The organism is Rhodanobacter sp. KK11 (assembly GCF_033345435.1).
In the GTDB taxonomy this organism is placed as follows: domain Bacteria; phylum Pseudomonadota; class Gammaproteobacteria; order Xanthomonadales; family Rhodanobacteraceae; genus Rhodanobacter.
Genome location: NZ_JAWPMI010000001.1, coordinates 1237144 through 1257855, shown reverse-complemented (window position 1 = coordinate 1257855; position 20712 = coordinate 1237144). Strand labels below are relative to the sequence as shown.

Sequence of the window (20712 nt, the reverse complement as noted above, 5' to 3'; positions counted from 1 at the left end):
ACACGCGCCCCATGACCAGTCCGATCAAGCACCCGCCCCTGCCCACCACTCCGAAGCAACGCCGCTACTGGGCGCCGCCGCACGGCTCCGCCCGGGCACTGCTGCTGGCCGAAGCGGCGCGCACGCATGACGGCCTGCTGGTGGTGGTGGCGCGCGACACCCAGCGCGCGCAGGCACTGGAAGCGGAACTGAAGCTCTTCGTCGGCGGCCTGCCGGTGCTGCAGTTCCCGGACTGGGAAACCCTGCCCTACGACGCGTTCAGCCCGCACCCGGAAGTCGTTTCGCAGCGCATCGCCACGCTGTACCGGCTGCCGGGCGTGCAGCGCGGCGTACTGGTGGTGCCGGTGGCCACGCTGATGCAGCGCATTGCGCCGCGCTCGCACATCACCGGCTCCGGCCTGGTGCTGGCGAAGCGGCAGAAGCTCGACCTCGGCGCCGAACAGCGCCGGCTGGAAGCCTGCGGCTACCGCCATGTGCCGCAGGTGGCCGAACCGGGCGACTTCGCCGTGCGCGGCGCGCTGCTCGACATCTTCCCGATGGGCGCGGCCGAACCGTACCGCATCGAGCTGTTCGACGACGAGGTGGAGTCGATCCGCAGCTTCGATCCGGAAACCCAGCGCTCGCAGCAGCAGGTGGACAAGGTCGAGCTGCTGCCCGCGCGTGAATTCCCGCTCACCGACGAGGCAGCGAAGGAGTTCCGCAACAACCTGCGCGAGCGCTTTCCGATCGACGTGCGTCGTTGCGCGCTGTACCAGGACATGAAGGAAGGCGTGACGCCCGGCGGCATCGAGTACTACCTTCCGCTGTTCTTCGCGCAGACCGCCACCCTCTTTGACTACCTCGCCGACGACGCACTGTTCGTGCTTGGCGAAGGTGCCGGCGAAGCGGCCGACCAGTTCTGGGCGCAGGCCGCCGAACGCTACGACCAGCGCGCACACGACATCGAGCGCCCGGTACTGCCGCCGGCCGAGCTGTATCTGCCGCCGGAGAAGCTGCGCGAACAGCTCAACAAGCGGCTGCGCGTGGAAGTGGTCGACGCCGGCCACGAGCACGCCGTCGCCAGCGGCACCCAGCCGGCGCCCGAGTTGCCGCTGAACCGCAAGGGCGAGGAACCGGGCACCTCGCTGCGGCACTTCCTGTCGAGCTACCCCGGCCGCGTGCTGATCGCCGCCGATTCGGCGGGTCGGCGCGAGGCGCTGATGGAGACGCTGGCGGCGGCGGGATTGAAGCCCGAGCTCGTCGAGAACTGGCGGGCCTTCCTCCGCCCCCTGCGACCGAAGGAAGTCCCTCTGGGGCAAGCAGGAGCACCCCACCCCCACCCTCCCCTGCAGTCAGGGGAGGGAGCCAGGGATGAAGGGCCGCGCTTCGCCATCACCATCGCCCCGCTGGAACAGGGCTTCGCGCTGACCAAGCCTGCCCTCGTCGTGCTCACCGAGCGCGAGCTGTACGGCGAGCGGGTGCGCAGCGAACGCGACCGCAAGCGCCGCCGCGGCGCCGCGCGCGATCCCGAGGCGATCATCCGCGACCTCACCGAACTCGTCCCCGGCGCGCCGATCGTGCACGTCGACCACGGCGTGGGCCGCTACCAGGGCCTGGTGTCGATGGACGTAGGCGGCATGGACGGCGAGTTCCTGGTCATCGAGTACGCCAGAGGCGACAAGCTGTACGTGCCGGTGGCCCAGCTGGGCCTGGTCAGCCGCTACTCCGGCACCGCGCCGGAATTGGCACCGCTGCACTCGCTGGGCGGTGATGCGTGGGAACGCGCGCGCCGCAAGGCCGCCGAGAAGGTGCGCGACGTGGCCGCCGAGCTGCTGGCAATCTACGCACAGCGGCAGGCGCGCGGCGGCGAGGCGCTGCCGATCGACCGCCAGCTGGTGGAGGAATTCGGCGCCAGCTTCCCGTTCGAGGAAACCCCCGACCAGGAAAGCGCGATCGAGGCGGTGCTGGCCGACCTCGCCGCGCCGCGCGCGATGGACCGCGTGATCTGCGGCGACGTGGGCTTCGGCAAGACGGAAGTCGCCCTGCGTGCCGCCTTCGCCGCCGCCACCGCCGGCAAGCAGGTCGCGGTGCTGGTGCCGACCACCCTGCTCGCCCAGCAGCATTACCGCAACTTCGCCGATCGCTTCGCCGACTGGCCGGTGAAGGTGGACGTGCTGTCGCGCTTCAAGTCCACCAAGGAAGTGAACGAGGCGCTGAAACGGCTGGCCGACGGCCAGATCGACGTGATCGTGGGCACCCACAAGCTGCTGCAGCCGGACGTCAAGTTCAAGAACCTCGGCCTCGTCGTGGTGGACGAGGAGCAACGCTTCGGCGTGCGCCAGAAAGAGCAGCTGAAGAAGCTGCGCGCTGAAGTCGACCTGCTCACCATGACCGCCACGCCGATCCCGCGCACGCTGAACATGGCGATGAGCGGCCTGCGCGACCTCTCGCTGATCGCCACTCCGCCGGCGCACCGCTCGGCCGTGCGTACCTTCGTCACCGCGTGGGACCCGGCCACCATCCGCGAGGCGCTGCAGCGCGAGCTGTCGCGCGGCGGCCAGGTGTATTTCCTGCACAACGAAGTGCAGAGCATCGAACGCACCGTGCGCGAGCTGGAGGAGCTGGCGCCGGACGCGCGCATCCGCATCGCCCACGGCCAGATGCCGGAACGCGAGCTGGAACAGGTGATGGCGGATTTCCACCGCCAGCGCTTCAACGTGCTGGTATGCACCACCATCATCGAAACCGGCATCGACATCCCTACGGCAAACACCATCATCATCGACCGTGCGGACCGTTTCGGCCTGGCCCAGCTGCACCAGTTGCGCGGCCGCGTAGGCCGCTCGCACCACCGCGCCTATGCGTACCTGGTGGTGCCCGACCGCCGCTCGATCACCGCCGATGCGCAGAAGCGCCTCGAAGCCCTCGCCTCGCTGGAAGAGCTCGGCGCCGGCTTCACCCTGGCCACCCACGACCTGGAGATCCGCGGCGCCGGCGAGCTGCTCGGCGACGAACAGTCCGGCCAGATCCAGGAGATCGGCTTCGGCCTGTACACCGAGCTGCTGGACCGCGCCGTGCGCGCGCTGAAATCCGGCAAGGTGCCGGATTTCGACCTCAGCTCCGAGCACGAGACCGAAGTCGAACTCCACCTGCCCGCGCTGATCCCCGACGACTACCTGCCCGACGTGCACACCCGCCTCACGCTGTACAAGCGCATCGCCAGCGCGCGCGGCGAGGACGAGCTGCGCGACCTTCAGGTGGAGATGATCGACCGTTTCGGCCTGCTGCCCGAACCCACCAAACAGCTGTTCGCCGTGGCCGGTCTGAAGCTGATGGCGACCCCGCTGGGCATCCGCAAGCTGGACTTCGGCGCGAACGGCGGCCGCATCGTGTTCCGCGAGAAGCCCGAGGTGGACCCGCTGACCATCATCCGGCTGATCCAGCAGCAACCGCGCGTGTACAGGCTCGATGGCCAGGACAAGCTCAAGGTGACGCTGGAGCTGCCCGGCGCCAGCGAGCGCATCCGCAGCGCGCAGGAAGTGCTGGTGACGCTGGGCGCACGCCGACCGGGCTGAGGCCCGGCGGCCGTCCGCGCCGCCGTCGGCCGGCTGACCCTCCGCGTCCGGATTGGGCCACTTCGGGCGCTTCGCGCCGCATGCCGATCGCCCCTGACGCAACAAGCGATGCATCCGCCGCGCATCGCCCGTGGCACGTCCCGTGCTTGACACCGGCGCGAGGCATGGTGCAGGTTTGGCGGCTATCGCTCGTTTCGTGGCCAATCGCGAGCCGCGAGCGTCGGACATGGCGACTGCCGGGCACGGAGCATGCCGACGGACGCGGTGGCCGGGAGGCTGCCGGCAGACACACCATCCACATGCAGGCCTGCAAGACGTTCTCACGGCGGGGGAGAGGTACATGGAGAGGCTGCACGCAACGCCGACATCGGCCCGCCCCGGGCGATCCTGGCGTAGCCTCGTGCTCGGCCTGCTCTGGCTCGGACTGGGGACAGTCCATGCCGCCACGCCGCTGAACGGCGCCTGGCGCGAGGCGCATGCCGGCGACACCCCGCAGACCGTGCTGGACGAATACCACGCCGGCCTGCTGAAAAGTTTCGACCCGTCCCTGCTGCAGCGGTTTCCGCAAGACCGCGCCGGCAGCTGGGTGGTGCTCACGGCCCAGCCGCCCTGGGACGGCGGCACCAGGATGCTGACGATCTACCCGCCCACCCTGGGCACGGTCACCGCATTCGGCGGCGAGCGACCGCAGACGCTGGCGCTCGACGACTTCGGCGCGTCGACCCACGGCCACGGCCGGCTCGCCTGGCAACTGCCCGCGGACATGGCGGGGTCGGCGCCGATCCTGCTGAAGTTCGAACCATCGCAGACGATCAGCGCGCCGGTGCGCTTCCAGCTGGAAAGCTGGAGCGAGTACGCGAAGAGGGACGCGCAGTGGCTGGTCTTCGCCAGCGCGTGCTTCGCGGCGATGCTGGCGATGGTGCTGATGGCGCTGTGCTTTGCGCTGATGCTGCGCGACGTCACCTACGCCTGGTACGCCGGCTACGTCCTCTGCTACGCGCTGATCCAGGGCATCCAGACCGGCTTCGTGTTCCACCCGCTGGAGTGGCAGTGGCTGTCGGGCATGGCCCTGCTGGCCGGCTCGGCCGCCGTGGCGTTGTCGGTCGCGTTCGCCTCGCTGTTCATGGTGCGCTTCTGCGAGTTGCAGCGTTACGCGCCGCTGCTGCGGGTGCCGATCATGGCGCTGGCGGTCGGCATGATCCAGCTGGTGCTGATGCGCTGCAGCCGGATCCCGCTGCTGGTCGACGTGGCGCAGATCCTGCTCAATCCGTTGTTGATGATCGGTGCCGTGCTGCTGCTGGTCGCCGCCAGCATCGCCGTCGCGCGCGGTTCGCGCCAGGCATGGTTCTTCCTGGCCGGCTGGACGCCGTTGCTGCTGCTCACCGCGCTGACCAGCGCCCAGGTCAGCGGCGCGCTGCCGCAGCTGGACTGGCTCAACGACGCCAGCGTGGCCGGCGGCGCGTTCGAGGCGATCGTGCTGTCGATCGGCCTGGCCGACCGCGCGCTCAGGCTGCGCCACGACCGCGACATCGTGCGCGTGCTGGCCGACCACGACGCGCTCACCAACATCCTCAACCGCCGCGCCTGGACCGAGCGGGCCAGCATTCTGCTGTCCAGCGGGCCGCCACGGCCGATCGCGCTGCTGTTCCTCGACCTGGATCATTTCAAGCTGCTGAACGACCGCCAGGGCCACAACGCCGGCGACCGTGCGCTGGTCGCCGTGGCCAAGGCGCTGGCCACCGAGCTGCGGCCCAGCGACCTGCTCGGCCGCTACGGCGGCGAGGAATTCGTCGCCCTGCTCGACGGCATCCCGGCCCAACAGGCCATGCAGGTGGCGACCCGCCTGTGCCGGCGCGTGCACCGGCTGGAGATACCGGTCAGCGAGGATTCGCTGCTGCTCAGCGTCAGCATCGGCGTCGCCGTGCGTCAGGAAGGCGACGACGTGGAGTCGCTGGTCGATCGCGCCGACCAGGCCATGTACGACGCCAAGCTCGGCGGCCGCAACCGGGCCTGCCTGCACGCCGACAGCCTGGCGCCGCGCCACGGCCCGCGCCTGCACGTGGTGGAGAAGCGCGAGCGCTGAGAGCCTGCTCGGCGGCAGGCTGCAACGCGGCCGCGATCAGCCCGCCGCCAGCTCGCGCGCCGCCGCCACTACCTCGGCCTCGCCCGGCAACACCAGCAGCGCCGCCCCGGCCAGCGGAGTGAAGGTGTCGGCGCCGACCACGCGCTTCAGCGGCGTGGCGCCGCAACCACCCTCGACGATCGCGGTGATCACGCCCTCGCCCACGCCGGCGCTCTTGCGGCCCTCGTCCAGCACCAGGATGCGTTTGGCGCTCGATGCCTGCGCGGCGATGAAAGCATCGTTGAGCGGTGCCAGCCAGCGCAGGTCGACCACGCGCACCTGCCAGCCCAGTTCCTTTTCGATCGTGCGCGCTGCGCGCAGCGCCATCGGCACGCCGTTGCCGAAGGTGAACACCACCAGGTCGTTCGCCGCCTCGTGGTAGATGCGACCCTCGCCCAGCGTCATCGCCTGGTCCGGTGCCGGATAATCGAACTGCCATTGGCCGTCGCCGGCCTCGTACAAGTCCTTGGTCATGTACAGCGCGATCGGTTCGAGGAAGGCGCAGACGCGACCGTCGACCTTCGCCAGCGCCATCAGCGTACGCAGCATCATCGCCGCGTCGTCGCCGCGACTGGGGCAACCGACCACCAGGCCGGGGATGTCGCGCAGCGCGGTGATCGAGTTGTCATTGTGGAAGTGGCCGCCGAAGCCCTTCTGGTAGCCCAGCGAGGCGATACGCATCACCAGCGGGTTGCGGTACTGGCCGTTGGAGAAGAACTGCAGCGAGGCCGCCTCGCCGCGGATCTGGTCGCAGGCGTTGTGGAAGTACGCCAGGTACTGGATCTCGGGGATCGGCAGCATGCCCATGTTGGCGTAGCCCTGGGCCAGGCCCAGGATCATCGTCTCGTCCAGCAGCGTGTTGAACACGCGGCTGCCCTTGAAGGTCTTGTTCAGCCCCTTGGTGACGGTGTACACGCCGCCCTTCTGCGCCACGTCCTCGCCGAACAGCAGCGCTTCCGGGTACTTGGCCAGCAGGTCGTGCAGGGCCTGGCCGATCTGGATCGCCAGGTGCCGCGGCGGCAGTTTCTCCGGCAGCTTCGCCTCGCCGCCGAACACCGCCAGGCGTTTGTCGGCATAGTCCGCACGCTCGGCCTCGGCCTTCACCGCGGCCGGCGTGTACGGCGCCAGCGGGGCCATCACGTCTTCCAGCGAGGTCAGCCGATGGCGCGAATCCGCCTCCTCGGCAGCGGCAAAGCAGCGCTGGCGGGTGGCCTCGTACAGGCCCAGCAGCTGTTCCTTCGTGTACAGGCCCGACGCCAGCGCGATGCCGGCCGAGCGCAGCAGCGGGTCGGAGCACTCCACCGCGAACAGTTCCTCGATCGAGCGCCACTCGATCTCGAAATCGGTGCCGGCGTGGCCCATCACGCGGGTGGTCTTCAGGTGCAGGAAGGTCGGCCGGCGCGTCGTGCGGCAATGTTCCACCGCGCGCCGCACCTGGGCGTAGCCTTCGGCGAGATCCAGGCCGTCGGCGAAGAAATAATCGAGGTTGGCGCGATGCTGGTAGTTGTTGGCGATCCAGCCGCTCGGCGTCTTCACCGAGATGCCGATACCGTTGTCCTCGCACACGAACAGCACCGGCGCGGGCAGCTTCTGGTACGCCGTCCACGCCGCGGCGTTGAACGCGGTCTGCGCAGTGGCGTGATTGCTGGAGGCGTCGCCGAACGAGCAGATCGTGATGCTGTCCTCGGGAACCGGCAGCACGTGGCCGATGCGCCGCGCCTGCTCGATCGCCACCGCGGTGCCCAGCGCCTTGGGCAGGTGCGAAGCGATCGTCGAGGTCTGCGGCAAGACCCACAACGGCTTGCTGCCCCATACCTTGTGGCGGCCGCCGGAGGCCGGGTCGTCCTTGCTGGCGGCGAAGGACAGCGCCGAATCCATCACCGGGTCCATGCCCGGGATCTTGCGGAAGCGCTCGGCCATGAAGCCGCCGGAGCGGTAATGCAGGAACGCCGGATCGGTGTGCCGCGTGAGCCGCGCCACCATCGCGTTGCCTTCGTGGCCGGAGCTTCCGATGGTGTAGAACACCTTGTTCTGCACGCGCAGAACGCGCGCCATCAGGTCGAGATGGCGCGAGATCAGTTGCGATTCCAGCAGCTCGCGGAAACCGCGCGCATCCAGCGCACTGCCCGGCAGCACCGCCTCGCTGTCGCGCGGCGTGGCGCGCACGTCGCCCTGCCACAGCTGCACGAACTCGATGAAGTTCTGGTCGACGACTTCGGCACGATTGAAGCCCTTGTGGCGGGCGCTGAGGGTAAACGGAATGGACATGGCAATCATCGGCAGTGAGGTGAATTTTTCTTGCAGGAGCCCGCTGGCGGGCGATGCCTTTGAAGAGCATCGCCCGCCAGCGGGTTCCTACGGCGGCGAGATTTGCATCGCAGTGTGCCCGGATTGTGCCCGCACGCGATCGAGCCAGGCGCAAATATTCGGGAACGTGGAAAGATCGAAACCGCCGTCAGCGGCGCAGTGGGTATACGCGTACAGCGCGATGTCGGCAATGCCGTAGCGGTCACCGACGAACCAGTCGCGTCCGGCCAGGTGCTGCTCCATCACCGCCAGCACCTGTGCGCCCTTCTGCAGCAACGCGGGCAGCTCGGCCTGGCGCGGGTGGTCGGGCGGCAGCCAGCCGCGGATGAAGCGCGCCACCGCGATGCACGGCTCGTGGCTGTACTGCTCGAAGAACAGCCACTGCAGCGTCTGTGCGCGCAGCCAGGCATCCTCAGGCCAGAACGGGGTGCCTTCGGCGAGCCAGCACAGGATCGCGTCGGACTCGGCCAGCCGGCGACCGTCCTCCAGCTCCAGCAGCGGCACCTTGCCGTTCGGGTTCTTCGCCAGATATTCCGGTGTGCGCGTGGCACCGTGCGCGCTGTCCACCTCGACCCAGCGGTAGTCGCGGCCGAGCTGGTCCAGCAGCAGCTGTAGCTTGTAGCAATTGCCGGACGCACGCATGCCGTAGATGGTGATCATCGCCACTCCCTGCTCAGGCTTTTCAGCAGCGCCGCGCGCTGCAGGTCCTTGGGACGCCCGAATCTTTCCAACACGCGGATCTGTTCCGCCACCGTGGGAATGGTGACTGCGAAACCGGCCACGTCCACGGTAACCACCTCGCCGATCCGCACCGGCGCCCAGCCGCGTTCGCCGCACAGCTCGAGGCCGCCCATCACTTCCACCGGCAAGCCGGGGAAAAGGAAGCGGGCGAAGCGTGAGCGGAAGCGCTCGGCGGAGGCCGGCACCCAGGTTTCATCCTGCCGCGCCCGCCAGTGTTCGATCAGCGCGTCCGCGTCGCGCACGCTGGTCAGCACGTCGAGATCGGCCACCGCCACGTCGGCGCCGGCCAGTCGCGCCGCGGCGCTGCCGATCAGGGTCCACGGATCGCGGCAATGACGGTGCAGGTCCGGGATCGCCGCGATGAGCGCCTCGTGCCATGCCGCCATCGAATCCACCGGAACCGTCGCCCTCATGACCGTGCGCGACGCCGGCGCCATTGCTCGCGGGTCTGGCCCCAGACATCGACGACCACGTCCTGGAACGGAGGCGGCAGCCTGCCCGGACCTTTCATCGTCGAACCCAGGCGCTTGGCCACGTTCTGCGAGGCGACGTTGCCGGGATCGATGCAATGGATGATGTCGTCCCAGCCGAGGTTGTCCAGGGCCCAGTCGATGGCGGCCATGCCGGCCTCGGTGGCATAGCCCTTGCCCCAGGCACGCGGATGGAAGGCGTAGCCGATCTCGTTGCCCGGCCAACCTTCCGGCTTCCATGGCCCGATCTGGCCCATCCACAGGCCGCTGTCTTTCTCGATCACGCCGAACATGCCGAAACCCTGCACGGACCAGGCACCCGGTTGCCACAGAAAACGCCGCCATGCCTCTGCCCGCGTCACAGGCCCGCCGATGAAGCGGGCTGCATCGGCATCGCCCTGCAGCTCCGCGAAGCCGTCGAAATCCTCCGCCCGCGGCGGACGCAAGATCAGCCGGTCGGTTTCAAGGCGCAGCGAATCGAGATCCATGCGCGGCACGCTCCATTTCAGAACGCGTTGATGCCGGTCAGCTCGCGGCCCACCACCAGCTCGTGCACGGTCTCGGTGCCCTCGTAGGTGATCACCGATTCCAGGTTCAGCGCGTGGCGGATTGCCGAGTGTTCCGTGGTGATGCCGGCGCCGCCGAGGATGTCGCGGCACTGGCGCGCGATGTCGATGGCCATGCGGCAGTTGTTCCACTTCGCCAGCGAGACCTGGGTCGGCTGCATCGCGCCGGCGTCCTTCAGGCGACCGAGCTGCAGCGACAGCAGCTGCGCGGTGGTGATGCGCCGGGCCATGTCGGCCAGCTTCAGCTGGATCGCCTGGTTCGAGGCCAGCGGACGGCCGAACAGGGTGCGCTCGGCGGTGTAGTCGAGCACTTCCTTCAGGCAGGCCTGCGCCGCGCCGATCGGGCCCCAGGTGATGCCGTAGCGTGCCTGGGTGAGGCAGCCCAGCGGACCCTTCAGGCCCTTCACGTTGGGCAGGCGCGCGCTGTCCGGTACGCGTACGTTGTCGAAGAACAGCGCGCTGGTGACCGAGGCGCGCAGGCTCATCTTCTTGTGGATTTCCTGCGCCTTGAAGCCGGCCGTGTCGGTCGGCACCACGAAGCCCTGGATGCCGTCTGCGGTCTGCGCCCACACGATCGCGATGTGCGCCAGGTTGCCGTTGGTGATCCACATCTTGGCGCCGTTGATGACCCAGTCGGCGCCGTCCTTCTTCGCGTTCGTCTTCATGTTGGCCGGATCGGAGCCGCCGTGCGGCTCGGTCAGGCCGAAGCAGCCGATCACCTTGCCGGCAGCCATCTGCGGCAGGTAGTGCTGCTTCTGCTCCTCGCTGCCGTAGGCGTAGATCGGATACATGCACAGCGAGCTCTGCACCGAGGCGAAGCTGCGCAAGCCGGAATCGCCGCGCTCCAGTTCCTGGCAGATCAGGCCATAGCTGACCCCGTTCATGCCGGCGCCGCCGTATTCGGCGGGAATGGTGGCGCCGAGCAGGCCGAGGCCGGCGATCTCCGGAATCAGCTCCTTCGGGAAACGGCCCTGGTCGAAACAGTCGCCGATGATCGGCAGCACGCGTTCGTCGACGAAGCGGCCGACGGTGTCCTGCACCATGCGCTCCTCGTCGGTGAGCAGCGAGCGAACGTCGTACAGGTCGAGCGGATTCAGACGGACAGCCATGGGAGCTCCAGAGAGGGCACGTAAAAACCGGTATTGTAGCGCGACCCATACTGTCGCACAGACCGGCGCAGCCCGACGGAGGTGTGTGGATTGCGCCCCTGCACGGCCCGCCCGCCATTCCCGCTGTCCGCTCCACGCCCGCCCCACGGAAACGCATGTTCAAAGGTGTCTTGCTCGGCTTCATGGCCTTTGCCGCCTTCGCCATCAGCGACGCGTTCGTGAAGTCGCTGCGCGGCTCGCTGCCGGCGTACGAGGCGGTGTTCTTCGGCGCGGCGCTGGGCCTGACCGCGCTGCCCTTCATCAGGCAGCCGGGCGACCGCTGGCGCGAGGTGGTGCTGGCGCGGCGCCCCGGCCTGTGGCTGGTGCGCGCCGCCGCCAGCGCGGTCGGCAGCATCGCGGCGGTGGTCGCCTTCACCGCGCTGCCGATGGCCGAGGCGTTCGCGCTGATCTTCCTGCTGCCGATCTTCGTCACCATCCTGTCGGTGCTGGTGCTGAAGGAGTACGTGGGCTGGCGCCGCTGGTCGGCGGTGGTGGCCGGTTTCGTCGGCGTGCTGGTGGTGCTGCGGCCCGGCTTCCGCGCGCTCGGCATCGGCCACCTGGCGGCGATCGTGTGCGGGCTCGCCGGCGCCGTCTCGATGATCGCTCTGCGCCTGTCCGGCCCGCACGAGAAACGCCTCGCCCTGTACGGCGCCGGCATGATCGGCTCGATGCTGTTCTCCGGAGTGCTGATGCTGGCCGAGTTCCATTGGCCCAGCCTGGCCCAGTGGGGGCTGCTCGCCGGCTACGGCCTGCTCGCCGCGCTGGCCTCGGTGCTGTTGATGCTGGCCACCCAGAAGGCACCGGCCAACCACGTCGCGCCGACCCAGTACAGCCAGATGCTGTGGGCCGTGCTGCTCGGCTACGTGCTGTTCGACGACCGGCTGGACTGGCCGATGGCGATCGGCATCGCGATCATCCTCGGCGCCGGCCTGTTCACCTTCGTGCGCGAGGAGCAGGTCACGCAATGGTGGAAGCGCATGCGCATGCTCTGAGAGGCGAACGCCTGGCCCACCCCGCCGGGGCTTGCGTTATGCTCGGGGGTCCCAAGGGAATTCGCACGACATGAACTCATCCGGCGCCGACGTCGGATCGTCCGGCCGCAGGCCAGTACGACCCAGCCAGCGCGATCTGCTGCCGCAACGCGTCTACCGCTTTCGCATGCTCGGCATGGGCCTGGCCAGCCTGCCGCTGGGCCTGGTCCTGCACGAACATCAGGCGCCGATCGGCAGCTGGATCTGGGCCGCGTTCACCTGCCTGTTGTGGCCGCAACTCGCCTACTGGCGGGCTCGCCGCAGCCGCACGCCGTTCGACATCGAGCTGCGCAACCTGATGTTCGACTCGGCCATCGCCGGCTCGTGGGTTGCGCTGATGCATTTCACGGTGCTGCCCTCGGTGCTGGTCGTCATCGTCGCCACCGCCGACAAGATCAATACCGGTGTGCGCGACCTGTGGCGACGCTCGCTGCCCGGCATGCTGCTGGCCATCCTGGCCGGCGGCCTGCTGACCGGTTTCGCCTTCCAGCCCGAAACCAGCATGCCGGTGCTGCTGGCCTGCCTGCCGATCATGCTGCTCCATACCATGGCCGTGAGCCTCGCCAGCTACCGCTTGGTGCGGCGGGTGCAACAGCAGAACCGCCAGCTCGACGAACTCAGCCGCATCGACGTGCTGACCGGCCTGGACAACCGCGGATCCTGGCAGGACCACGCCGGCGCGCTGCTGCAGCAGCGCCATGCCGCGGGCCAGCCCGCCACGCTGATGATGGTCGACGTGGACCGCTTCAAGGACATCAACGACCGGCACGGCCACACCCTGGGCGACGACGTGTTGTGCCACATCGCCGCCATCCTGCGCCATGGCCACGGCGCCGATGCGCATATCGGCCGCTTCGGCGGCGACGAGTTCGCGATCGCGCTGCCGGTCACCCTCGCCGAGGCGGCGGTGGTGGCCGAACGGATCCGTCGCAGCGTCGAGAAAATCGACCTGCCACAGGCACCCGACCTGCGCTGCTCGATCAGCATCGGCCTGGCCGAGGCCGGTGACGCCTCCACCAGCCTGCGCGAGTGGATCGAGTCCGCCGACCGCGCGCTGTACCGCGCTAAGCAGGCCTGCCGCAACCGCGCCGCCTGCGACGACGCGCCGGTCATCGTCGACGCCTGAACTCCCCTGGCCAGGGATGCCCTGATCTATTCAGCGCAGGCGGCATGATATCCAGAAGGTTCGCAGGCGGCGGCGCGTGGCGCAGGCAAGGCTGGCTGCCTTGGCAAGCCGCGCGCTGCCGCCTGCGGGCTTTCTGGATATCACCCCATCATTATGTTTTGAGCTGTGGGGCCGGTTCTGTCTGTCCGCATCTCCGCGGCGCGCCTCCTCGACAGGCGGACGCCTGCCTTCGTCCGCGCACCACGAATCTGCGAACAGACAGAACCGGTGCCGCCTGCGCTGAATAGATCAGGGCATCCCTAGCGGTTGCTGACCCCGTGCGGCACGTGCCCGGTGGCCACGTGCTTGCGCGCCGACTCCACGTTGGCCGGCGAGTCGTCGAAAAAGATGTCGGCGCCGAACGCATCGAGGAACGGCCCCTTGTCGCGGCCGCCGAGGAACAGCGCCTCGTCGATGCGCACGCCCCACTTGCGCAGGGTCAGGATCACCCGCTTGTGCGCGGGTGCGGAGCGGGCGGTGACCAGGGCGGTGCGGATCGGCGAGTTCTCCGCCGGGAATGCGGTCTGCAGGCGGTGCAGCGCGGTGAGGAAGCCGCGGAACGGACCAACCGACAAGGGCTCGGCGGCGTGCTCGCGCTCGTTGCGGTGGAAGGCTTCCAGGCCTTCCTCGCGCGACACCCGCTCGCCCTCGTCGCCGAAGATCACCGCGTCGCCGTCGAAGGCGATGCGCAGCTGCTCGCTCATGCGCGGCGGCGCGGTGCTGGGCAGGATCGTCGCCGCCGCCACGCCGGCCTTGAGCGCGCGCGCCACGTCCTCGGCGTTGGCGGAGAGGAACAGGTCGGCCTTGAACGGTGCGATGTAGTCGGAGGTGGGGGCGCCGCTGGTGAACGCGGCGCGGCTGATCTGCAGCCCATGGTGCTGGATCGCGTTGAAGATGCGCAGCCCGGTGTCGCCCGAGTTGCGCGACAGCAGGATCACCTCGACCGGCGGCACGTCGCCGGCCAGCTTGTTCAGCCCCAGCAGCTTCTGCACCAGCGGAAAGGCCACGCCGGGCTGCAGGATCTCGTTCTCGTGCTCGATCTGGAACGAGCGGTAGGCGTCCAGCCCCTCGCGCTCGAACAACGCGTGGCTGTCGCCGAGGTCGAACAGCGCGCGCGAGGAGATCGCCACCACCAGGCGGTTGTCGGTGGACGAGTCAGGAGCGTGGATGGTTGGCTGGGTCATGACATGAATCTAGCGCATTGGGCAGGAGGTGAGTGGAGGGAGGTGAGGAGTGGGAAACAGCCGGCTCCGGCTTTCCTCCCACCTCCCACTCCTCTTTTTCCACGCCTCTTCCCGCTTCTCATTCCGCGGCGAATTGCTCGTCCAGTATGCGCTGCTCCAGATTGTGCTCGGGATCGAACAGCAGCCGCACTCCCTGCCCGCCGGACTGGCGGATCGCCACCGTGCGCACATCGCGCACCTCGTGGAAATCGGCGGTGGCGCTGACCGGGCGCTTGCCCGGATCGAGCACGCGCAGGACCACCTCGGTGCGGTGCGGCAGGATCGCGCCGCGCCAGCGGCGCGGGCGGAACGGGCTGATCGGGGTGAGCGCCAGCACGTTCGCGTCCAGCGGCAGGATCGGGCCGTGCGCAGACAGGTTGTAGGCGGTGGAGCCGGCGGGCGTGGCGACCATGATGCCATCGCAAACCAGATTGGGCAGCTTCACGGTGTCGTTGAGCCGCACTTCCAGGTGCGCGGCCTGGTTGCTCTGGCGCAGCAGCGAAACTTCGTTGAACGCCAGCGCGCGATGCTCGCCGCCGGCCGCGTCGGTCACTTCCATCTGCAACGGAAACAGCGTAGCCGCATGCGCACGCGCAATCCGCTCCGGCAGGCCGTCGAGCCGGTGCTTGTTCATCAGGAAGCCAACCCGGCCCAGCTTCATGCCGTACACCGGCACTTCCAGCGCGTGGTACGCGTGCAGGGTGCGCAGCATGAAACCGTCACCGCCCAGCGCCACGATCAGCCCGGCCTGCTCCGGCGGCACGTCGCCATAACGCTTCACCAGCTTGCGCCGCGCCTGCTGGGCCACACTGACGTCACTGGCGACGAAGGCAAGACGCATCGGAAACCCCGGCTGGCGGAACAAGCGCCAAGAGTACGACAGAGCATCGGCTGTGCCCTACTCCAGGACTTTCCCGCCAGACCGGAGTTACCCCCTCCCAACCTCCCCCCACACGCAGGGGGAGGAGCAAAAACAACCTGCCATCATGCTGGAGCATGCCGTAATACCCTCCCCTGCTTGCAGGGGAGGGCAGGGGTGGGGTCACGCCGCGGGAAAGCCCCGCAGAAACCTCAAACCGGCACCTGCGCCAGCTGCGCCAGGCGACGGACGGCGACCGAGGCGATCGGGTAGTCCGCGTTCTGGGTGAGGATTTCCGCCAGCATGCCCCGGGTGTACTGCAGCGTGGCGTCGTCGCGCTGCAGCCACGCCTGTACCGGCGAAACGTCCTTGCTGCCGCCACCGAGGTTCAGTACCTGCAGCGCCAGCGCCCGGTGCTGATGGTTGAGCTCGTCCAGCAGCGAGCCGCGCGCCTGTGCGTGCCAGTGGCCTTCCACCGGCAGCGCCTCGATCTGGTCGCGCAGCCACTCCAGGTCCAGCGCCTCGCCCAGCTCGAAGAACACGCCGGCGACCTTCTCGATCGGCTGGCCGCTCTGCTGGCTCACCTCGACCATGTCCAGCGCCGCGCGCAGCTCCGGCATGCGGGCCATGCGCAACGCCAGTTCGGCCGGCAGGCCCAGGCCTTCCCACTTCTCCTGGCTGGAGGAGAAGTCGCCCTTGCCGGTTGCCGTCAGCACGTCGGGCAAGGCCTTGCGCAAGGCGGACACGCCGGCCTGGTAGCGCTCGACGTTGGCGGCGATGTCCAGCGAGCCGCCCGGGCGGTTCAGCAACCAGCGGGTCATGTGGCGCAGCAGCGACCAGATCTGCTTGACCGCATCGACCTGGGTGTCCTCGGCGACCTTGGCGTCCAGTGCCTCGATCGCCGCCCACAGCTCGCGCGCATCGAGGATTTCGCGGGCCGCCGTGTAGGCCTTGGCGATCGCTGCCGGGCCCTGCCCGGTGTCTTCCTGCATGCGCATCATGAAGGTGGCGCCCATGCGGTTGATCGTCGAGTTGGTCACCGCGGTGGCGATGATCTCGCGCTTCAGCCGGTGGCGCTGCATGTGCGCGGCGTACTTATCGTGCAGCGGCGCCGGGAAGTAGCGCACCAGCTCCTTCGACAGGTAGGGGTCTTCCGGCACGTCCGAGTCCAGCAATTGCTGGAACAGGCGCATCTTGTCGTACGACAGCAGCACCGCCAGCTCCGGCCGGGTCAGGCCCAGGCCACGGCTCTTGCGCTCGGTCAGCTCGGCTTCGGTGGGCAGGTTCTCGACCTGGCGGTCGAGCGTACCCTCGGCCTCCAGCGTGCGGATGAAGTGCGCCATCGAACCGATGCGATGCACCGACTGGTGCTCCATCAGGGTGATCGCCTGGTTCTGCCGGTAGTTGTCCCACAGCACCAGCTGGGCCACCTCGTCGGTCATGGCAGCAAGTTGCGCGTTGCGCGCGTCGAAACTCAGCTCGCCACGCTGCACGGCATCGTTCAGCAGGATCTTGATGTTCACCTCGTGGTCGGAGGTGTCCACGCCGGCGGAGTTGTCGATGAAGTCGGTATTCAGCAGCACGCCCTTCTGCGCCGCCTCGATGCGACCCTTCTGGGTCATGCCCAGGTTGCCGCCCTCGCCGATGATCTTCGCGCGGACGTCGGCGCCGTTGATGCGCAGCCCGTTGTTGGCGCGGTCGCTCACCTCGGCGTGCGTTTCGCCGGACGACTTGATGTAGGTACCGATGCCGCCGTTCCACAACAGGTCGACCGGCGCCTTGAGCACCGCGCTGAGCAGGTCGTTCGGCGCCAGGTGCTCGATGTCGGGCTTGAGCCCCAGTGCCACGCGCACTTCCGGCGACACCGGGATCGACTTGGCGCTGCGCGGATACACGCCGCCGCCAGCCGAGATCAGCGACTTGTCGTAGTCGTCCCAGCTCGAGCGCGGCACCTCGAACAGGCGCTTGCGCTCGATGAAGGAGCGCGCCGCATCCGGGTTCGGGTCGAGGAACACGTGGCGGTGGTCGAACGCCGCCACCAGCCGGATGTGCTCGGACAGCAGCATGCCGTTGCCGAACACGTCGCCGGACATGTCGCCGATGCCCACGCAGGTGAAGTCCTGCGTCTGGCAATCGCGGTTGAGCGCGCGGAAGTGGCGCTTGACCGATTCCCACGCGCCGCGCGCGGTGATGCCCATGCCCTTGTGGTCGTAACCGTGCGAGCCGCCGGAAGCGAACGCGTCGCCGAGCCAGTAGTTGTGCTCGATCGAGATCGCGTTGGCGATGTCGGAGAACTTCGCGGTGCCCTTGTCGGCGGCCACCACCAGATACGGGTCATCCTGATCGTGGCGCACCACGTCGTGCGGATGCACCACCTTGCCGTCGACCAGGTTGTCGGTGACGTCGAGCAGGCCGTTGATGAACAGGCGATAGCAGGCGATGCCCTCGGCCTGGACCGCATCACGGTCGCTGCTGGCCGGCGATTTCTTGACGAAGAAGCCACCCTTGGAGCCGACCGGCACGATCACCGTGTTCTTCACCATCTGCGCCTTGACCAGGCCCAGCACCTCGGTGCGGAAATCCTCGCGACGGTCGGACCAGCGCAGGCCGCCGCGCGCCACCGCGCCGAAGCGCAGGTGGATGCCCTCGACGCGCGGGGAGCACACCCAGATCTCGCGGTACGGCACCGGCTTGGGCAGGTCCGGCAGCAGGTGCGAGTCGATCTTGTAGCTGATGTAGTCGCGATACGCGCCGTCCCACTGCTGGAAGAAGCTGGTGCGCAAGGTGGCGCGGATCAGCTTGACGAAGCTGCGCAGGATGCGGTCCTCGTCGAGGCTGGCCACGTTCTCCAGCAGGATGCCGATGGCGTTCTCCACCGCCTGGATCTGCTCCTCGCGCGGCTTCGCCAGTACCGCGCCCAGGTCGCCGATCAGGCCCGGCTGCGCGGCCTGCACGTTGGCCGGGATCAGCGCCTGCATCTCGGCGGCCAGGGTGGCGCCGGCAGCCTTCAGCTCGTCGGCGGACAGCGCTTCGCGGCGCGGATCGAACTTGGCCAGGAACAGCTCCACCAGCAGCCCGGCGATCGCCGGATAGCGGTTGAGGGCCTCCTCCATGTACGACTGCGAGAAGGTGGTGCCGGTCTGCAGCAGGTACTTGCAGTAGCCACGCAGCATCGCCACCTGGCGCCAGCTCAGCCTGGCGCCCAGCACCAGCCGGTTGAAGCCGTCGTTCTCGGCGTTGCCGCGCCAGATCTGCTCGAACGCATCCTCGAACAGCGCGCCGACCTGCTCCACGCCGAAGGTGAGCTTGCCGACCGGCTGCACCTCGAAGTCCTGGATCGACAGCGGCGCGTCGCCGGAAACCTCGTAGACGTGCTCGGTAAGCACGCGCAAGCCGAGGTTCTCCAACTGTGGCAGCACTTCGGACAGCGCGATGTCGCCACCGGAGCGGTAGACCTTGAATCGCAGCGTCTCCGGCGCCTTCGGCGGGTGGTAGAACGACATCCGCAGCGCGTTGTCGCCGACCAGTTGCGACAGCTGATGCACGTCCTCGGCGGCCACCTGCGGGCTGACGTCCTCGACATAGCCGGCCGGCAGCGCACGTGCATAGCGGTTGGCCAGCACCACGCCCTCATGCTCGCCGCGCAGGCGCACCAGCGCATCGCGCACCTCGTCGTGCCAGTTGCGCACGATGCTTGCCACGCCTTGCTCCAATTCAGCCAGATCGTACACGGGCTGGTCGCCGATCTTCGGCCGCAGCACGATGGTCAACCGCGCCAGCGCGGCCTCGCCCATCTGCACCGAGGAGTCGCTCTGCTCGGCGTGCAGCGCCGCGCCCAGCAGCGCCTCGATGCGCTCGCGCACCGAGGTGTTGAAGCGGTCGCGCGGCACGAACACCATGCAGGTGAAGAAGCGGCCGTAGCGGTCGCGGCGCATGAACAGCCGCGTGCGCGCGCGCTGGCGCAGTTCGAGGATGCCCATCGCGGTGGCGAACAGCTCGTCCTCGGTACTCTGGAACAGCTCCTCGCGCGGCAGCGTCTCCAGGATGTGGCGCAGCGACTTGCCGGAGTACGAGTCGCGCTTGAGGCCCGAACGCGCCAGCACGGTTTCCACCTTGTGCCGCACCAGCGGCACGTCCTGCGGGCGGGCCATGTAGGCATTGGAGGAGAACAGGCCGAGGAAGCGCTGCTCGGCCACCGCGCGGCCGTCGGCGCCGAACTGCAGCACGCCGATGTAATCCATGTAGCCGGTGCGGTGCACGTGCGAACGCGCGTTGGTCTTGGTCAGGATGATCGCGTCGGTGGCGCCGGACTGCGGCAGCTCGCTGGCGGCCAGCGTGCGCAGCGAGCGCGGTGCCAACGAACGGTCGGTCTTGCGCAGGATGCCCAGGCCGGACGATTCGATCGAACGCAGCACGCGGTCGCCGTCGGCGTCGGCCACTTCGTACTCGCGGTAGCCGAGGAAGGTGAAGTTGTCGGCGGCGATCCAGCGCATGAACTCGCTGGCCTCCTGCACCGAGGCCGTATCCAGCGGCAGCTTGCGCTGCGACAGCTCGTTGGCGATCGCCAGCGCCTTGTCGCGCATCGCCGACCAGTCGCCCACCGCGGCGCGCACGTCGTCCAGCGCGGCCGCGACCTGCGCTTCCAGCTGCGCCTGCTCGGTGGCGTCAGCCACGCGGTCGATCTCGAAGTGCATCAGCGATTCGGCGCTGCCGGCGTCGCCGCCCAGGCCGAGCAGCTTGCCGGAAGCGTCGCGCGTCACCTTCAGCACCGGGTGGATCACCGCGTGGATCTGCAGTTTCGCCGAGACGATCATGCTGACCGTGTCGACCAGGAACGGCATGTCGTCGGTAACGATCTGCAGCAGGCTGCGGCCGGCATGCAGGTCCGCCGGGCTGAGCACGCGCACGCTGGCATGGCCGCCGCGGCGCTGCTGCATGAACTCCAGCAGGCTGCCGACCAGCGCCGCCCATTGCACCGGTGTGTGCAGATGCGCGTCGCCGCCCCCGATGCGTGCAAAGAAAGCCTCGCAGAAAAGCTGCGCCTCGTTCAGGCGCTGGGGCGTAAAACCGCCCTTTTTCAACTCTGCAAGTACTACTGACGGGAGGGAAGGGTCGTTCGCTGCAGGGGTCGCATTCATGGCATCTTCTGATTGGTGGAGACGATGATCGGGAAGGCAGGTAAAAAGCCTCGGAAGGATACGCTGCGCAGGAAGGCGAATCCAGCCGCGCAGCCCGCCGCGACCATTCCTGCACGCATGGTTCCGGGCCTGCCGCGACGCGTCTTTTCCGGCAAGGCGTGGATCTCGCGCCGATGTCCGCCACGCCGCGCGCGACCCCGGAGATCGGCAATATCCCGCAGCCGCACTGCATCATCGTCGTGGCCTGCGCCAATGTGCGCCCACACCCTCATGCCACTTGTCAACGACTGGATTCGCGGCACGCACAAAATGTAAACTGGCCGGTATAGTCTGGTCGACAGGCACGCCTGGCATGGCGTGCTTGCGGAATGGCAACGCGGTTTTCGGG

General features: G+C 68.5%; 13 protein-coding genes. 4 read left to right on the top strand and 9 right to left on the bottom strand.

All coding sequences use genetic code 11. The features are described from left to right. The first annotated feature begins 11 nt into the window (after window positions 1-11). The gene (mfd, locus tag R5H19_RS05515; protein ID WP_318157945.1) at window positions 12-3554 is read left to right on the top strand and encodes a transcription-repair coupling factor; all 3543 of its coding nucleotides are present in this window, start codon (window positions 12-14) and stop codon (window positions 3552-3554) included. Window positions 3555-3894: 340 nt separating this feature from the next. Next, window positions 3895-5637, top strand: coding sequence for a diguanylate cyclase (locus R5H19_RS05510; RefSeq protein ID WP_318157944.1), 1743 nt, complete (start codon window positions 3895-3897; stop codon window positions 5635-5637). 36 nt (window positions 5638-5673) lie between these two features. Here R5H19_RS05510 and R5H19_RS05505 read toward each other — a convergent pair whose 3' ends face one another. The 5 genes from R5H19_RS05505 to R5H19_RS05485 form a co-directional block, all read right to left on the bottom strand. After that, window positions 5674-7953, bottom strand: coding sequence for a thiamine pyrophosphate-dependent enzyme (locus R5H19_RS05505; RefSeq protein ID WP_318157943.1), 2280 nt, complete (start codon window positions 7951-7953; stop codon window positions 5674-5676). A gap of 78 nt (window positions 7954-8031) precedes the next feature. Beyond that, window positions 8032-8643 carry a glutathione S-transferase family protein gene (locus tag R5H19_RS05500; RefSeq protein WP_318157942.1) on the bottom strand — a complete coding sequence of 204 codons (612 nt, stop codon included), beginning with the start codon at window positions 8641-8643 and terminating at the stop codon, window positions 8032-8034. After that, complete coding sequence (locus R5H19_RS05495) at window positions 8640-9137, bottom strand: hypothetical protein (RefSeq protein ID WP_318157941.1); 498 nt, start codon at window positions 9135-9137, stop codon at window positions 8640-8642. The genes R5H19_RS05500 and R5H19_RS05495 overlap by 4 nt, the downstream gene beginning before the upstream one ends. Then, the gene (locus R5H19_RS05490; protein ID WP_318157940.1) at window positions 9134-9682 is read right to left on the bottom strand and encodes a GNAT family N-acetyltransferase; all 549 of its coding nucleotides are present in this window, start codon (window positions 9680-9682) and stop codon (window positions 9134-9136) included. Before R5H19_RS05490 ends, R5H19_RS05495 begins: the two co-directional genes overlap by 4 nt. A gap of 17 nt (window positions 9683-9699) precedes the next feature. Next, window positions 9700-10869, bottom strand: a complete 1170-nt coding sequence (locus R5H19_RS05485) for an acyl-CoA dehydrogenase family protein (RefSeq protein WP_318157939.1) — start codon at window positions 10867-10869, stop codon at window positions 9700-9702. A 155-nt stretch (window positions 10870-11024) separates the two neighbouring features. Between R5H19_RS05485 and R5H19_RS05480 the strand changes: the two genes are divergently transcribed. Both R5H19_RS05480 and R5H19_RS05475 read left to right on the top strand, forming a co-directional pair. After that, on the top strand, window positions 11025-11900 hold the full coding sequence (locus R5H19_RS05480; protein ID WP_318157938.1) for a DMT family transporter: 876 nt from the start codon (window positions 11025-11027) through the stop codon (window positions 11898-11900). Between the two features lie 70 nt (window positions 11901-11970). Then, window positions 11971-13065 carry a diguanylate cyclase gene (locus R5H19_RS05475; RefSeq protein ID WP_318157937.1) on the top strand — a complete coding sequence of 365 codons (1095 nt, stop codon included), beginning with the start codon at window positions 11971-11973 and terminating at the stop codon, window positions 13063-13065. Between the two features lie 299 nt (window positions 13066-13364). Here the strand turns inward: R5H19_RS05475 and R5H19_RS05470 are convergent, their stop codons facing one another. The 4 genes from R5H19_RS05470 to R5H19_RS05455 form a co-directional block, all read right to left on the bottom strand. Then, a complete protein-coding gene (locus tag R5H19_RS05470; RefSeq protein WP_318157936.1) occupies window positions 13365-14288 on the bottom strand; it encodes a 5'-nucleotidase in 924 nt (307 codons plus the stop codon). A 118-nt stretch (window positions 14289-14406) separates the two neighbouring features. Then, window positions 14407-15168, bottom strand: a complete 762-nt coding sequence (locus tag R5H19_RS05465) for an NAD kinase (RefSeq protein ID WP_318157935.1) — start codon at window positions 15166-15168, stop codon at window positions 14407-14409. A 230-nt stretch (window positions 15169-15398) separates the two neighbouring features. Continuing rightward, the gene (locus R5H19_RS05460; protein WP_343230724.1) at window positions 15399-20162 is read right to left on the bottom strand and encodes an NAD-glutamate dehydrogenase; all 4764 of its coding nucleotides are present in this window, start codon (window positions 20160-20162) and stop codon (window positions 15399-15401) included. A gap of 158 nt (window positions 20163-20320) precedes the next feature. Then, a complete protein-coding gene (locus R5H19_RS05455) occupies window positions 20321-20596 on the bottom strand; it encodes a hypothetical protein (protein WP_318157933.1) in 276 nt (91 codons plus the stop codon). Window positions 20597-20712: the final 116 nt, after the last annotated feature.